The sequence below is a fragment of the Streptomyces kebangsaanensis genome (assembly GCF_001906585.1).
In the GTDB taxonomy this organism is placed as follows: Bacteria; Actinomycetota; Actinomycetes; order Streptomycetales; family Streptomycetaceae; genus Streptomyces; species Streptomyces kebangsaanensis.
The window spans coordinates 10,608-25,361 of the sequence record NZ_JUJA01000119.1; the positions used below are offsets into that span (position 1 = coordinate 10,608).

A 14,754-nucleotide genomic window follows, 5' to 3' on the forward strand; every position below is an offset into this window, starting at 1 on the left:
GGGGTCGCCGGGCCGGTCCGGGAGCCGGGTGCGGGTCTGTCCGCCCTGGTACGGTCCGTCGTCGGCGCGCGTCAGGTCGCCGTATCCGTGCTCGTCTCCGTGACTCATGCTCCGTACGCCCCCTCGACCTCGTACCGGAACGCGTAGAAGTACGACGGTAGCCGCGCTGGTTCCCGCGTGGACGCGGTGTGGTGACTCGACATCAGGGAAACGCAACCTCAGCCGGTGGGCACGGTGGGTGGGTGGGGGCAGCGGGGGCACCGGGCGCGCCCGGAGGGTCTGACTCGCGGCGCGGACGGAGCACCGTGCGCGGCATGCGCGGGTGTGCGCCGGTTACACGGCCATGCCGTACACGATGGTGAAGAGCGTGCCGAGCGAGCCGATGATGAACACCCCTGTCAGACCGGCGATGATCAGCCCCTTGCCCTGTTCGGCGCTGAACGTGTCGCGCAGGGCCGTGGCTCCGATGCGCTGCTTGGCGGCGCCCCAGACGGCGATGCCGAGGCAGAGCAGGATGGCGACGGCCATCACCACCTCGATCATCACCTTGGCCTCGTTGCCCAGGCTGCCGAAGGGGCCCCAGTCCGGAGCGATCCCGCCGATGATGGTGTTGATGTCTCCCTTGTCGGCCGCAAAGAGCATGTAAGTCACCGCCCCTGTTGGGTAGTTCCACGTCCCCTGTCCTCGTGCAGAGGTCGGGTTCATTCTCGCCGACAATCACGCCTGCGATGTCGACTTGACGCTATTGACTTATGGGTTTGGCACGCATCGTCACTCTGTGTATCACGGCAGGTCACGCCGGGCAATGAAGTCCGAGCGGAACCTGTCGTGCGATCCCGTCGTCGACGACTTCCGCTGTCCGCCACGGCTTTTGACGGACAGTCGGATGGGTGGCCGTTCCGATGGTCTCACGACGGCGGGCCGCGGTCCCGCTGTCCGCCCGGCGTGGGCGGGCGCGGGGCGGTGCCGGCCAGTACGGTGGGTCGGGTGAAGCGCACCTGGTTCGCCGCCCTGGCGCTGCTGGCCGTCCCCTCGGCCTCCGCCGTGGCCGCCGACGACGGGACGGGCCCGCTCGGGGTGACCGCCGTCGCCCCGGAGTCCCCGCAGAGCGCCCGGGTCGGGGTGCTGGCCGGCGCGGACCGGGCCGGCGACCTCGCGGGCGGCCACTTCTGCACGGCCTCCGTGGTGCACGGCCCGCACCGCAACCTGATCCTGACCGCCGCCCACTGTCTGGGCGACGACGGCGACCTGGTGTTCGTGCCGGGCTACCGGGACGGGCGGGCGCCGTACGGCGTGTGGACGGTCGAGCGGCGTTTCCTGCCCGACGGCTGGGCCAGGGGCCAGGACGAGGACAGCGACGTGGCCTTCGCCGTGCTCGCCCCGCGGGGCGGCAGGAACGTCGAGGACGTCGTGGGCGCCAACCGCTTCGTCACGGGGGCGGAGACCGGGGCGACCGCGGTCACCGTCACCGGCTATCCGGACGAGCGTGAGGCGCCCGTCAGTTGCACCGACAGGCCGCACGCCCACAGCAGGGGCCAGCAGCGCGTCGACTGCCCGGAGTTCACCGGCGGCACCAGTGGCAGCCCGTGGGTCGACGGCGACCGGCAGGTCGTCGGGGTGCTCGGCGGGCACGAGCAGGGCGGCGCGACGGCGGACACGTCGTACAGCGTGGTGTTCGGGGCCGCGGCGGCGGAGCTGTACAAGGACGCGGCCGCCGACCCCTGATGAGCGCGGCGCGGCCCCGGCCGTCGGGCGGGCCGCGGAGGCGGGGCCGGAGTGGCGTGCCGGCAGTGGGTTCAAGGCTCCCGGGATGTCGTATTGATCACTGATACGGGTCTCGTGCGGTGTTGAACTGATCCGTATTGTCACTCCGGTGGAAGCACTGAAGGCTCAGGACCCGGCGCACATAGGCGCCTACACACTGCTCGCCCGCCTGGGCGCGGGGGGAATGGGGCAGGTCTACCTGGGGCGGTCGCCCGGCGGGCGTCAGGTCGCGCTCAAGGTGATCCGGGACGAGATCACCGGGCATGCGACGACACTGGCCCGTTTCCGGCGCGAGGTGGAAACCGTGCGCGCGGTACGCAGTGCTTACACCGCGAACCTGATCGACGCCTCGTTGGACGAGGCGCCGTACTGGCTGGCGACCGAGTACGTGGAGGGCCCGACGCTGGGCGGGGCCGTCGCCGACCGGGGCCCGTTGCCCGCCCGGACGTGCCGTGGGCTGTTCGCGGCGCTCGCCGAGGGGCTCGCGGCGGTGCACGCCCAGGGTGTCACCCACCGGGACCTCAAGCCGCAGAACGTCATCCTGTCGTCCCAGGGGCCGCAGCTCATCGACTTCGGGATCGCCCGGAGCGTGGACCAGACGGCGCTCACCGACGTGGGATTCGCGGCCGGCACACCCGGTTTCACGGCTCCCGAGGTGCTGACGCGTGGTGAGGTCGGTCCGGAGGCGGACGTTTTCGCGCTCGGCGCGACGCTGGCGTACGCGGCCACCGGCCGGCCGCCCTTCGGTGTCGGCGAGGCCGCCACGGTCAGTTATCGGGCCGTGCACGAGCCCGTGGACCTGGCGGGGGTGGAGCCGGAGTTGGCCGCCCTCATCGAGGCCTGCATGGCCAAGGAGCCCGGTGAACGTCCGGCACTGACCGAGGTCATCGAGCGGTGCGGGGTGCGGGAGGCACTCGTCGAGGACCCGTTCTACAGCGGTCTCGTCGGGCGGGGCGAGCCGGCGCCCCGGACACCGTCGGCTCCGGAGACTCCGTCGGCTCCGCCTCTCCAGGCGCCGGATCTGCACCAACTGCCCACGATCGCCCCGCTCCAGGCCGTCCCGGGTTACACCCCGACGCAGATGGCACAACCCGCCGGGCGGCGCCGCAGGAAGCCCTGGACGGTCGCGGTGGCCGCGGGGCTCGTGGTGGGGGTGGGCGCCGCGGCGGCGCTCCTGCTGCTGCCCGGTGAGCGCAGGACGGGGGAGGTGGAGGCGAAGTCCTCCCCGAAGCCGGGAGCCGCCTCGGCCGCGTCGACGCGGCCGGCGGCCACCTCTGCGGCACCGGCGAAGCCGACGCGGCCGGTGGCCACTTCGGCCGCACCGGTGAAGCCGGTGGAGGACGTGGGGCCGGCCGTGCCGATGTACGTCGAGGCGACGGCTCCCTCCCGGGACTTCTGGGCAGCGGACCCGGACTCGCAGTGGGGCATGGGGAGTTGCCAGCTCCCGTCGGAGGAACGCAACGAGCACTTCCAGTCCTTCGTCTCCGCCGCGGACTCCGACGACCCGTACACGTCCGGCAAGGGGCGCATCGGCCTCCGTCTGAAGTACGCCGATCCGAAGCCCGGCGAGTCCTACTACGTCTCGGTCGCCGTGAAGCCGCCGCACGAGATCGACCCGGACACGGGCAAGCCCTTCTCGGGTGGGCTCTGGGCCAACCTGGGCATGGGCTACACGAGCAAGCCCATCGACATGTACCAGCACTACCGCACCGATCCGGACAACCACTGGGTGCACCTGACGTATCCCGACGACTTCCAGGAGTTCATCAACGGCAAGAAGTACGGCGGAGCCATCCCGGTCGCGAACGACCCGGGGGACTGGACGGTGCTCTTCCTCCACGTCAGGGAGCCGAAGGACTACGCGATCATCTCCTGTGGCGGCTTCACGGCGAAATGACGCCACCTCACCCGTAAATGGACGTGAACCGCGCGCGGATGGGGGAGAGTTGAACCGTGCGCAAAGTATGGGTGGTCGGCGGGATCGCGGTCGGGCTGAGCCTGAGCTTCGTGGCGTTGCTCGTCGTCGGCGTGTACGTCGTCGCAGGGAACCTCGCGGGCGGAGTGGGCGGCGGAACCGTGGGGCTCTCCAAGGGCTCCGTGCCGGCCGCGTACCACGGCCTCGTGCAGAAGTGGGGCAATCTCTGCCCCGCCATCAACCCGGCGCTGCTGGCTGCCCAGTTGTACCAGGAGAGCGGGTGGGACCCCGAGATCGTCAGCCACGCGGACGCACGGGGCATCGCCCAGTTCATCCCCAGCACCTGGGCCGTCCACGGTATCGACGGCAACGGCGACGGCAAGCGCGACATCTGGGACCCGAATGACGCGATCCCGTCGGCCGCGTCGTACGACTGCGAGCTCGCGGAGCAGATCAAGGGCGTGCCCGGCGACACGACCGACAACATGCTCGCCGCCTACAACGCGGGCGCGTACCGGGTCATCAAGGCGGGCGGAGTGCCCGCGATCCAGGAGACCCGGAACTACGTCAAGAACATCCGCGTCCTGGAGAAGAGCTTCGCCGCGCCCGTCACCCGCGTCGACCCCTCCCGGCAGGCCGCCGCGGCCATCTCCTACGCGCAGAGCAAGCTCGGCACGCCCTATCTGTGGGGTGGGAACGGCACCGCCGACCAGGGCGGGCGGTTCGACTGCTCGGGGCTGACCAAGGCGGCGTACGAGAGCGTGGGGATCACTCTGCCGCGGGTCGCCAACGACCAGTACAACGCCGGTCCGCACCCCAAGAGGGACGAGCTGCTGCCGGGCGATCTGGTGTTCTTCTCCGACGACCCGACCAATGCGCGGGCCATCCGGCACGTGGGCATCTACGTCGGCGGCGGGTACATGATCGACGCGCCGAGGCCGGGTGCGGTGATCCGGTTCGACCCCGTCGACACGCCGGACTACTTCGGGGCCACCAGGGTCACCGAAGATGGCGCGAAAGCGCTCCCGGCCTCCGTGTGAACCGCCTGTGAACCTACCCCCTGAGCTGCGATGACGAGTTTCTCTTCGATAACGTCTGCGTGATCGTTCGGTGGAGTGCGGAACGTATGGGCCGAGGTCGTGCGTTGCTGTTGGCGTAGCGGATCTACCACCACGGGGGTGGGCAGGAACGGGGCACACGGGGTGTGCCCGGAACGACATGACGAAGGGGCCGCAGCGCCATGGCTGGACTCGCCGAATCCGGGTCGAACCCTGACGTCGACCTGCTCTACGACATCAACGGGCTGGCCAAGGACGCGCCGCTCTGGTTCGACCGGACCATGGAGTACGTCGGCGAGTACGGGCTGCTGCTCGCCATGGTGCTGCTCGTGGTGGGGTGCTGGTGGTCCGTGCGGCGCCGGGGCGGTGCGGAGGCGGCGTCGTCCGTCGCCGCGCTGGTGTGGGTGCCGCTCGCGGCGGCTCTCGCGGTGCTGGTGAACGTGCCGATACGGGGGTTCGTGAAGCGGCCCCGGCCGTTCCTGGACCATCAGGGGCTGGAGGTCCTGGTCTCCGGGAAGACCGACTTCTCGTTCGTGAGCGACCACGCGGCGATCACCATGGCGATGGGGGTCGCGCTGTTCGTCGCCAACCGGCGGTTCGGGCTGGTGGGCATCGGGCTGGCGCTGTTCGAGGGGTTCTGCCGGGTGTACATGGGCGTGCACTATCCGACGGACGTCGTGGGCGGGTTCGCGCTGGGTACGGCTGTCGCGCTGCTGCTGTCCCCGCTCGCCATGGCGCTGCTCACGCCGCTGCTGAGGGCGGTCGAGGGGTCGGCGTGGGGCGGGTGGCTGGTGTCCGCGCGGGGCGCTCGCGCGGGGCGGGACGAGGCGGGGGCCGGCCGCGGTGCGGAGGAGCCGGCGTCGGCGGAGGAACGGGACCTGGCCGCCTGACGGGTGACCGTGGGCCGCGGCTGCGGCTGCGGCTGCGGAGTACGGGTGCGCTCGCCCGCGCTCGTGGGTGCCTCCCCCGAGCTCTCGGCTTCGCTCGAGCAGGGGGTACCCCCAGCGTCCGTCCGTGCCGCCCGGGCCCCCTGCTCGAAGAGTCCGGGGGAGGCACGACTGCCGCAGTTGCGGCGGGGATGTCGGAACCTCCACGTGTTCTCCCCGTGAGCATTCCGTGACCTCACCGCGCTTTCGGCAGGGGTTCACCCCTCGTTCACTTACGGCCATCAGCGGCTTCACTTGTTCTGCCTAATTTCGGCCTTACCCGGTGCTGATGCGCATCTCGGCGCATCGGCGTCGCCCACACTTCGCACGCCGCCGATCAGGACGGCGGCTCCTGGAAGGAACTCAAGTGAAGCTTCAGCGCAAGAACCGGCGAGCTCTCGCTCTCGGCGCTCTCGCCGTCTCCGGCGCCCTGGCCCTCACGGCGTGCGGCTCCGACGACACCGGCGGCAAGAACAACGCCGGTGGCGGCAGCACCACCGCCTCCAACAGCTCCGTGAAGTGCGACGACGCCAAGGGCCAGCTGCTCGCGGACGGCTCCTCGGCGCAGAAGAACGCGATCGACGCCTGGGTGAAGGAGTTCAGCCAGGCCTGCGGCGTGCAGATCAACTACAAGGGCGGCGGCTCCGGCGCCGGCATCACGGCGTTCACCCAGGGGCAGGTCGCCTTCGCCGGCTCCGACTCCCCGCTGAAGCCCGAGGAGGTCACCGCCTCCCAGAAGATCTGCACCGACGGCGGCCAGGGCATCGACCTGCCGATGGTCGGCGGTCCGATCGCGGTCGGCTACAACCTCCCCGGAGTCGACGACCTGGTCCTGGACGCCCCGACCCTGGCCAAGATCTTCGACAGCAAGATCAAGAACTGGGACGACGCGGCGATCAAGAAGCTCAACCCCGACGCCAAGCTGCCCAACCTCAAGATCCAGGCCTTCCACCGCTCGGACGAGTCCGGCACCACCGACAACTTCACCAAGTACCTGAAGGCCGCCGCTCCCCAGAACTGGAAGTACGAGGGCGGCAAGGCCTGGCAGGCCAAGGGCGGCCAGGCCGCTCCGCAGTCCTCCGGCCTGGCCCAGCAGGTGAAGCAGACCGAAGGCGCCATCGGCTACTTCGAGCTGTCGTACGCCAAGGACATGTCCACGGTCGCCATCGACACGGGCGCCTCCGCCCCGGTCAAGGCCACCGTCGAGAACGCCTCCAAGGCCATCGCGGACGCCAAGATCGTCGGCACCGGCAAGGACCTGTCGCTGGAGCTGAACTACAAGACCAAGGCCGAGGGCGCCTACCCGATGGTCCTGGTCACGTACGAGATCGTCTGCGACAAGGGCAACAAGAGCGACACCCTGCCGGCCACCAAGGCGTTCCTGAACTACATCGCCGGCGAGGACGGCCAGAAGCTGCTCGCCCAGAACGACTACGCCCCGATCCCCGACGAGATCATCAGCAAGGTCCGCACCACCATCGAGGGCCTGAGCTGATCCCCGTGCGGCCCGGTTCCCCCCACGGGGACCGGGCCGCACGTCCGGTGCACCGCCGCCAGGAGCCGTACGACACGTGCGGTTCCGCAGACCGGAGAAATCGATGGACATATCCACGCACAAGACGCACACGGGCGCTCCCGCGCCCACTCCACGGCCGGCCGCGTCCCAGCGGAAGCACGCCGCCCGCGGCGCCACCCGCCTCGGGGACCGGGTCTTCCTCGGTCTCACCCGGGGGTCCGGCATCCTGCTGCTGGCGATCATGGTCGCGATCGCGGGCTTCCTCGCCTACCGCGCGTCCCTGGCCATCAGCAAGGACCACGGCAACTTCCTGACCACCTTCGAGTGGAACACCGGCCAGCAGCCGCCGGTCTTCGGCATCGCCGTGCTGGCCTTCGGCACGGTGGTCTCCTCGATCGTCGCCATGGTCATCGCGGTCCCCGTCGCGGTCGCCATCGCGCTCTTCCTCACGCACTACGCGCCGCGCCGGCTGAGCGGTCCCATCTCCTACGTGATCGACCTGCTCGCCGCCGTGCCGTCCATCGTGTACGGCCTGTGGGGCGCGCTGATCCTCGTCCCGCACATGAACGGCCTGTTCGGCTGGCTCAACGACTACTTCGGCTGGACCGGCGTCCTCTCCTGGGAGGGCGGCCCTCCCCGCTCGATGCTCACCGTCGGCATCCTGCTGGCGGTGATGATCCTGCCGATCATCACCAACGTCAGCCGCGAGGTCTTCCGCCAGGTCCCGCGCATGCACGAGGAGGCGGCCCTGGCCCTGGGCGCCACGCGCTGGGAGGTCATCCGCATGTCGGTGCTGCCCTTCGGCCGCTCCGGCGTGATCTCCGCCTCGATGCTCGGTCTGGGCCGCGCGCTCGGCGAGACGATGGCCGTCGCCACCGTGCTCTCCCCGAACTTCCTCATCAAGGCCAGCCTGCTCGACCCGGGCGGCGGCACCTTCGCCCAGAACATCGCCAGCAAGTTCAGTGAGGCGTCGGAGTTCGGCCGTGACGCGCTGATCGCCTCCGGTCTGGTCCTGTTCGTCATCACCCTGCTGGTCAACGGCGCGGCTCGCATGATCATCGCCCGCCGCAAGGAGTACTCGGGGGCCAACGCATGAGCACCGCAGCCATCGCCGAAAAGCGCCCGAGCAGCCTGCGCGGCGCCAGCCTGCCCAAGTGGTCCCCGTACGCCATCGCGCTCGGGTCGCTCGCCCTGGCGGTCCTCATCGGCACGCTCGGCGGCCTGCACAGCCGTGTCCAGTGGGGGCTGATCGCGGCGCTCCTGTTCATCCTCGGCACGTACGGCGTCTCCGCCCGCGTGGAGGGCCGCCGCCAGGCCAAGGACCGGGTCGCCACCAGCCTCGTCTGGGTCGCCTTCCTGCTCGCCGTGGTGCCGCTGGTCTCCCTGGTCTGGACGACCGTGCAGCGCGGCGTGAAGGTCCTGGACGTCTACTTCCTGACCCACTCGATGGGCGTGGTCGCCGACACCGAGCCGGGCGGCGGCATCTACCACGCCATCATCGGCAGCCTGGAGCAGGTCGGCCTCGCCACCCTGATCGGCGCGCCGATCGGTGTGCTCACCGCGATCTACCTGGTGGAGTACGGGCGCGGCAGGCTGGCCCAGGCGGTCACCTTCTTCGTCGACGTGATGACCGGCATCCCGTCGATCGTCGCGGGCCTGTTCATCCTCAGCCTGATGCTGATCTTCAAGATGCAGCCCTTCGGTTTCGCCGGTTCGCTGGCCCTGGCCATCCTGATGATGCCGGTCGTGGTCCGCTCCACGGAGGAGATGCTCAAGCTCGTACCGAACGAGCTGCGCGAGGCGTCCCTCGCCCTGGGCGTGCCGAAGTGGCGGACGATCCTGAAGGTGGTCCTGCCGACCTCGATCGGCGGCATCACCACCGGCATCGTGCTGTCGATCGCCCGGATCGCCGGTGAGACCGCCCCCGTGCTGCTGCTGGTGTTCGGCAACCCCTTCATCAACACGAACCCCTTCGAGGGGGCCCAGTCCTCGCTGCCGCTGTACATCTACCAGCAGTACGCGAACAGCGTGGGTTCCGGCGCGGCGTACGACCGTGCGTGGGCGGCCTCGCTCACCCTGATCGCCTTCGTGATGATCCTCAACCTGGGAGCTCGCGGCATCGCCCGCTGGAAGGCCCCACGCTGACAATGTGCGGCTACCGCCGCGTGGCCGGTCGCTGACCGCGACCAACAGCGACCGAAGACTGGAAGTGAAGAAGTAGACATGGCCAAGCGAATCGACGTGAGCGGGCTCACCGCCTACTACGGTGCCCACAAGGCGATCGAGGACATCTCGATGACGGTCGAGCCGCGCTCGGTGACGGCGTTCATCGGCCCCTCCGGCTGCGGCAAGTCGACGTTCCTGCGCACGCTCAACCGCATGCACGAGGTCACCCCGGGCGGCCGGGTCGAGGGCAAGGTGCTGCTGGACTCCGAGGACCTGTACGGCGCCGGGGTGGACCCGGTGGCCGTGCGCCGCGAGGTGGGGATGGTCTTCCAGCGGCCGAACCCGTTCCCCACCATGTCGATCTTCGACAACGTGGCGGCGGGGCTGCGGCTGAACGGCGGTTACAAGAAGAGCGAGCTCGCCGACGTCGTCGAGAAGTCGCTCAGGGGCGCCAACCTCTGGAACGAGGTCAAGGACCGGCTGAACAAGCCGGGTGCCGGCCTGTCCGGCGGTCAGCAGCAGCGGCTGTGCATCGCCCGCGCCATCGCGGTCGAGCCGAAGGTGCTGCTCATGGACGAGCCCTGCTCCGCCCTGGACCCGATCTCGACCCTCGCCATCGAGGACCTGATGGGCAAGCTGAAGGAGCAGTTCACGATCGTCATCGTGACGCACAACATGCAGCAGGCCGCCCGCGTCTCGGACCGTACGGCGTTCTTCAACCTGGCCGGGGTGGGTCAGCCGGGACGGCTGATCGAGCTCGACGACACCGAGCGGATCTTCTCCAACCCGTCCGTGCAGGCGACCGAGGACTACATCTCGGGCCGCTTCGGCTGAGCCACGGCCGGTGTCCGGACCCCTCGCGGTGCTGCATGGCGGTGCCACCGCGAGGACGCAGAAGGGCCCGCCCCCGGTTTCCGGGGGCGGGCCCGCGTTTTTCCCGGGCGGGGCTCACTCGGCGACTTCGGTGCGCTCCCACCACCGGTAGACGGTGACCTGTCCCTCCTTGATGTCCTCGTGGCGTGAGGTGACCTTGTAGTGCTCGTATCCCCCGAGGTGCGGGATCTTCAGTTCCTGGCCCGGAGGGACCACCGGCACCACGGTGCCCGCGAGGTCCTCCGGTCCGCCTTCGAGGAGTGCCTTGCCAGTCATACTTCCAGTGTCGCCACACCGGGCCCGGCGGCTACAGGAACGCCAGGCGGATCAGCCAGAAGGCGCAGGCGGCCACGAGCGCCGCGGCCGGCATGGTGATGAACCAGCCGAGCACGATGTTCTTCGCCACGCCCCAGCGGACCGCGTTCACCCGCTTCGTCGCGCCCACGCCCATGATCGCGGAGGTGATGACGTGGGTGGTGGAGATCGGCGCCTTGAAGAGGTAGGCCGTGGCGAACATGATCGACGCACCGGTCGTCTCGGCGGCGAAGCCCTGCGGCGGGTCCAGCTCGATGATCTTGCGGCCCAGGGTGCGCATGATGCGCCAGCCGCCCGCGTAGGTGCCCAGCGACAGCATGAGCGCGGAGACCACCTTCACCCACACCGGGATCGGGTCGCCGTACGTCTCGACGCCGCCGATGACCAGCGCCATCACCACCACACCCATGGTCTTCTGGGCGTCCTGCAGACCGTGCCCGAGCGCCATGCCGGCCGCGGACACCGTCTGCGCTATGCGGAAGCCGCGCTTGGCCTTGTGCGGGTTGGCCCGGCGGAAGATCCACATGATCGCCGTCATCACCAGGTAGCCGACGATCAGGCCGATCACCGGTGACAGGAACATCGGGGTTACGATCTTGTCCAGCACGCCGGACCAGTACACCGTCGTACCGCCCGCGAGGGCCGCGCCCACCATGCCGCCGAACAGGGCGTGCGAGGAGGACGAGGGCAGGCCGAAGTACCAGGTGATCAGGTTCCAGACGATGGCCCCGAGCAGGGCCGAGAAGAGGATCCCCATCCCCTTGCTGCCCTCGGGCGTCTGGATCAGGCCCTCGCTGACGGTCTTGGCGACCCCGCTGCCCAGGAAGGCGCCGAGGAGGTTCATCACCGCGGCCATCGCCAGGGCGGCCCGCGGGGTGAGCGCGCGGGTCGACACCGATGTCGCGATGGCGTTGGCCGAGTCGTGGAAGCCGTTGGTGTAGGCGAAGCCGAGGGCGACCAGAATGGTCAGGATCAGCGCGAAGGTGTCCATCGACGCCTCAGGACTCCTTGACCGCGATGGTCTCCACCGTGTTCGCCACGTGCTCGAAGGCGTCCGCGGCCTCTTCCAGTACGTCCACGATCTGCTTGAGCTTGAGCACCTCGATCGCGTCGTACTTGCCGTTGAACAGGTGTGCGAGGAGCTTGCGGTGGATCTGGTCCGCCTGGTTCTCCAGGCGGTTCACCTCGATCCAGTACTCGGTGAGGTTCTCCATGGTCCGCAGGTGCGGCATGGCCTCGGCCGTCAGCTCCGCCGCTCTGGCCAGGACCTCGATCTGCTGCTCGACGCCCTTGGGCAGTTCCTCGACGTTGTAGAGGACGACCAGGTCGACGGCCTCCTCCATGAAGTCCATGATGTCGTCGAGGGAGGAGGCGAGGGCGTAGATGTCCTCGCGGTCGAAGGGCGTGATGAAGGAGGAGTTCAACTGGTGGAAGATCGCGTGCGTGGCGTCGTCACCTGCGTGTTCCGCGGCCCGCATACGCTCTGCGATCTCGGCCCGGGCGGAGTTGTCCGCCCCGAGCAGTTCCATCAGGAGTTTCGAGCCCGTGACGATGTTGTCCGCGGACGCGGCGAACATGTCGTAGAAGCTCGTCTCCCTGGGGGTCAGACGAAAGCGCACGTGGGGTCCTCGGGGTGCTTCGGTTTCGGTCAGGGTGATGCTAAGGGCATCATCCGGCCACGGCTAAGGGGCCGTCCCCCAGTGTCGCCCATGGGGCACGGTACTCCGTACGGGGGCATGCGCCAGGGGTCCTGCCGTCCCGTGAAATTCGTTACGATATACCCGGCCGGGGTATGTCTCTGTGCTTCTGTTCCGCACTGTCCGAAAGGGAGGACGCGATGACGACCACCGAGGCCGGCGCGACAGCGCCCTCCGAAAGCGGCGGGCACGAGGAGAGCNNNNGGGCACGAGGCCGTCACGCACGGTTACCACAAGCAGAAGGACGAGCACGTCAAGCGGCTGCGCCGGATCGAGGGCCAGATCCGAGGGCTGCAGCGGATGGTCGACGAGGACGTCTACTGCATCGACATACTCACCCAGGTGTCCGCCTCCACCAAGGCCCTGCAGTCCTTCGCCCTGCAGCTGCTGGAGGAGCACCTGCGGCACTGCGTCGCCGACGCGGCCCTCAAGGGCGGCTCGGAGATCGACGCGAAGGTGGAGGAGGCCACGAAGGCGATCGGGCGGCTGCTGCGTACGTGAGGCTGGTCCTCAGCCGCCGACGTCGCGGTCCTCGGCCACCCGCAGCACCTCGTCGATGCTTTCCAGACTGAGCCGCTCCTTGGCCGCCGAGGCCGCGATGATCAGGTCTCCGCACAGCTCTATCTCGGCGAGGGCCACGTGGTCCTGAACCGCCCTGCCGCGAACCGGAGCCACGTGCATCACCTCTTCTCCGCCATTGCCGGTCTGCCGTTGCCGACTTCCTAGGGTAGGGAGCGGCCCACGCGCCGCGCATGGCACGGAAGGGCTAGTTCGCCAGTCGTTTCCGGCCGCTTCACGGCCGTTTCACGGCTGTTTCTCGGCGATTCGGCCGGTGTAGATGTCCCGCGCCCGCGGCAGTATCACGGTCACCGGGGTCCCGAAGGCGTACAGCAGCGTGGTCGAGTGGACGGCCACGGTGCGGCCCCGCTGTCCGTTGACGAAGGCGAAGCTCTGCCGGATCTTCCGGATGCGCCCCTGGTCGTCGAGGTAGACGTCGAACGGAACCGTGGCCGTGGCGAACCCTTTCGCCGCCGCTTCCAGCGCCGCCCGGACCGCCGCCTCGTCGGCCGCCGAGGCGCTCTTCGCGGCCAGGGCCAGGTCGGCGGTGCCCCGGTAGTGCCGTACCGCGACCCCGGCGACCTCGGTCCTGCCGACGAACGCCGCCGTGCGCGTGCCGCGCAGCACCTCGGCGGCGGCGTACGGGTCGGTGGCGCCGCCGGTGACCAGGTTGCCGTCGACGAGCGTGGCCGTGTCGATCCGCACCCACTTGTCGGCGGGCACGCCCGCTCCCCGGTTCTTCATGAACAGGGCCCCGGGCGCCAGGAGTTCGGTGATCGGCACGTGCTCGGCGGCCCCGGTCGGGTCCTGCGGCAGCGCCAGCGTCAGCCGCCCGCGCTGCCCGCGGAAGTCGTAGGCCCCCTCGCCGCGGATCGTCACACGGGTCCCGCCGGCGGCCATCTCCATCGACGTACGGGCCTGCGCACTGCCCGCCTCCAGCAGCGCGTCCGGTGCCCGGCGCAGGGTCCGCACCGCATCGGCGGGGGCGTGCGCGTCGTCGGCGGCGGCGTTGCCGCCGGAGCATCCCGTCGCGCACGCGCAGACCAGGAACCCCGCCGCGAGGGCCGCGCCACCCGCCCTCGCTCGCGCAGGGGCGACTCCCAGCCGCTGCCGCTCCGTCATCGCCTGCCTACCCCCAGCCACTCCGTCCGTCATGGGCCCTGTCGTTCGGTCAACGACGAGCAGGCGGCCCCGTCACGCGCCCACGGGAGCGACAGGTGGACGTAACGTGCCGTTCACCTGGCGTGGGTACGTTCGTCGTCGTGGCGCACTATGAGGGGCTCGCCCCCACTCTGGAGGCCCGCCGGGACGACCTGGCGCACGGCGCGACGACCGTCGAACAGGGCCGCTTCTGCCTGGCCCGCTGCACCTGCGGCTGGCGCGGACCCGCCCGCAGGGCCCGCAGCCTGGCCCGCACGGACGCGGAGAAGCACGCGCGCGGCACGCTCTAGGGGAGAGGAGCGGCCCCGGGCGGCTAGTCGATCTCGTCGCTCTCGTCGATGACGTCGATGTCGTCGATCAGTTCGCGGTCGACGGTCCGGGTCAGCCGGGCGCGGGCCGCGGCCGGGGGGAGCCACAGGACGCGGTCCACTTCCTTGTTGGGCGTGAAGCGGCCCGCGGTGGCCTCGGCGGCCCAGTAGCGCACTTGTTTGGGCCGGCCGTCCGCCATGTACGTCACCGTGCGCAGTTCGGCGCCGGGGACGGCGTCGTGGCCCGTCTCCTCCGCGACCTCGCGCAGGGCGCCCGCGAGCGGGTCCTCGCCGGGCGCGAGTTTGCCCTTGGGGTGCGACCAGTCGTCGTACTTCGGCCGGTGCACCAGGCAGATCTCGAGGGTGCCGTCCTGCGGTGAGCGGCGCCACAGCACGCAGCCGGCCGCCAGGACGGGGGCGCCGGGTGTGCCGGGAGCGTCGTGGGCGCCGGGTGTGCCGGGGGAGTCGGGCGTGTCGTTCGGGGAAGTCAACGGTTC

General features: G+C 70.0%; 16 protein-coding genes and 1 pseudogene. 10 read left to right on the forward strand and 7 right to left on the reverse strand.

From position 1 onward, the window contains the following. Positions 1-333: 333 nt before the first annotated feature. Positions 334-642: a hypothetical protein gene (locus RH94_RS17530; protein WP_014673544.1), complete on the reverse strand. Its 309-nt coding sequence runs from the start codon at positions 640-642 to the stop codon at positions 334-336. Between the two features lie 345 nt (positions 643-987). Between RH94_RS17530 and RH94_RS17535 the strand changes: the two genes are divergently transcribed. The 8 genes from RH94_RS17535 to pstB all read left to right on the forward strand — a co-directional run bounded on the left by RH94_RS17535 (position 988) and on the right by pstB (position 10,179). Continuing rightward, the gene (locus RH94_RS17535) at positions 988-1,725 is read left to right on the forward strand and encodes a trypsin-like serine peptidase (RefSeq protein ID WP_234425848.1); all 738 of its coding nucleotides are present in this window, start codon (positions 988-990) and stop codon (positions 1,723-1,725) included. Positions 1,726-1,873: 148 nt separating this feature from the next. Next, entirely contained in the window at positions 1,874-3,661 is a 1,788-nt protein-coding gene (locus RH94_RS17540; protein WP_073948518.1) for a serine/threonine protein kinase, read from the forward strand. Between the two features lie 56 nt (positions 3,662-3,717). Beyond that, on the forward strand, positions 3,718-4,719 hold the full coding sequence (locus RH94_RS17545; protein WP_073948519.1) for a C40 family peptidase: 1,002 nt from the start codon (positions 3,718-3,720) through the stop codon (positions 4,717-4,719). A 200-nt stretch (positions 4,720-4,919) separates the two neighbouring features. Next, positions 4,920-5,627, forward strand: a complete 708-nt coding sequence (locus RH94_RS17550) for a phosphatase PAP2 family protein (RefSeq protein ID WP_073948520.1) — start codon at positions 4,920-4,922, stop codon at positions 5,625-5,627. 403 nt (positions 5,628-6,030) lie between these two features. After that, on the forward strand, positions 6,031-7,158 hold the full coding sequence (gene pstS, locus RH94_RS17555; RefSeq protein WP_073948521.1) for a phosphate ABC transporter substrate-binding protein PstS: 1,128 nt from the start codon (positions 6,031-6,033) through the stop codon (positions 7,156-7,158). A gap of 103 nt (positions 7,159-7,261) precedes the next feature. Then, positions 7,262-8,275, forward strand: a complete 1,014-nt coding sequence (gene pstC / locus RH94_RS17560; protein WP_073948522.1) for a phosphate ABC transporter permease subunit PstC — start codon at positions 7,262-7,264, stop codon at positions 8,273-8,275. Continuing rightward, positions 8,272-9,324, forward strand: a complete 1,053-nt coding sequence (gene pstA / locus RH94_RS17565) for a phosphate ABC transporter permease PstA (RefSeq protein WP_073948523.1) — start codon at positions 8,272-8,274, stop codon at positions 9,322-9,324. Before pstC ends, pstA begins: the two co-directional genes overlap by 4 nt. A gap of 78 nt (positions 9,325-9,402) precedes the next feature. Next, on the forward strand, positions 9,403-10,179 hold the full coding sequence (pstB, locus tag RH94_RS17570) for a phosphate ABC transporter ATP-binding protein PstB (protein WP_073948524.1): 777 nt from the start codon (positions 9,403-9,405) through the stop codon (positions 10,177-10,179). Between the two features lie 114 nt (positions 10,180-10,293). Here the strand turns inward: pstB and RH94_RS17575 are convergent, their stop codons facing one another. The 3 genes from RH94_RS17575 to RH94_RS17585 are packed head-to-tail and all read right to left on the reverse strand — an operon-like array spanning position 10,294 to position 12,152. Further along, positions 10,294-10,494: a DUF5988 family protein gene (locus tag RH94_RS17575; RefSeq protein WP_073948525.1), complete on the reverse strand. Its 201-nt coding sequence runs from the start codon at positions 10,492-10,494 to the stop codon at positions 10,294-10,296. A gap of 31 nt (positions 10,495-10,525) precedes the next feature. After that, on the reverse strand, positions 10,526-11,524 hold the full coding sequence (locus RH94_RS17580) for an inorganic phosphate transporter (RefSeq protein WP_073948526.1): 999 nt from the start codon (positions 11,522-11,524) through the stop codon (positions 10,526-10,528). Positions 11,525-11,531: 7 nt separating this feature from the next. Next, positions 11,532-12,152, reverse strand: coding sequence for a DUF47 domain-containing protein (locus RH94_RS17585; protein WP_073948527.1), 621 nt, complete (start codon positions 12,150-12,152; stop codon positions 11,532-11,534). Between the two features lie 282 nt (positions 12,153-12,434). Here RH94_RS17585 and RH94_RS17590 point away from each other — a divergent pair. Continuing rightward, positions 12,435-12,731, forward strand: a pseudogene (locus tag RH94_RS17590) (metal-sensitive transcriptional regulator); the annotation flags it as partial. A gap of 9 nt (positions 12,732-12,740) precedes the next feature. Here the strand turns inward: RH94_RS17590 and RH94_RS41430 are convergent. Both RH94_RS41430 and RH94_RS17595 read right to left on the reverse strand, forming a co-directional pair. Beyond that, positions 12,741-12,905: a hypothetical protein gene (locus RH94_RS41430; protein ID WP_199880988.1), complete on the reverse strand. Its 165-nt coding sequence runs from the start codon at positions 12,903-12,905 to the stop codon at positions 12,741-12,743. A 129-nt stretch (positions 12,906-13,034) separates the two neighbouring features. Then, a complete protein-coding gene (locus tag RH94_RS17595) occupies positions 13,035-13,910 on the reverse strand; it encodes a hypothetical protein (RefSeq protein WP_073948528.1) in 876 nt (291 codons plus the stop codon). 140 nt (positions 13,911-14,050) lie between these two features. Between RH94_RS17595 and RH94_RS17600 the strand changes: the two genes are divergently transcribed. Then, positions 14,051-14,239 (forward strand): hypothetical protein, encoded by a 189-nt coding sequence (locus RH94_RS17600; protein ID WP_143204035.1) that lies wholly within the window; start codon positions 14,051-14,053, stop codon positions 14,237-14,239. A gap of 23 nt (positions 14,240-14,262) precedes the next feature. Here the strand turns inward: RH94_RS17600 and RH94_RS17605 are convergent, their stop codons facing one another. Then, entirely contained in the window at positions 14,263-14,667 is a 405-nt protein-coding gene (locus tag RH94_RS17605) for an NUDIX hydrolase (protein ID WP_073948554.1), read from the reverse strand. Between the last annotated feature and the right edge of the window lie 87 nt (positions 14,668-14,754).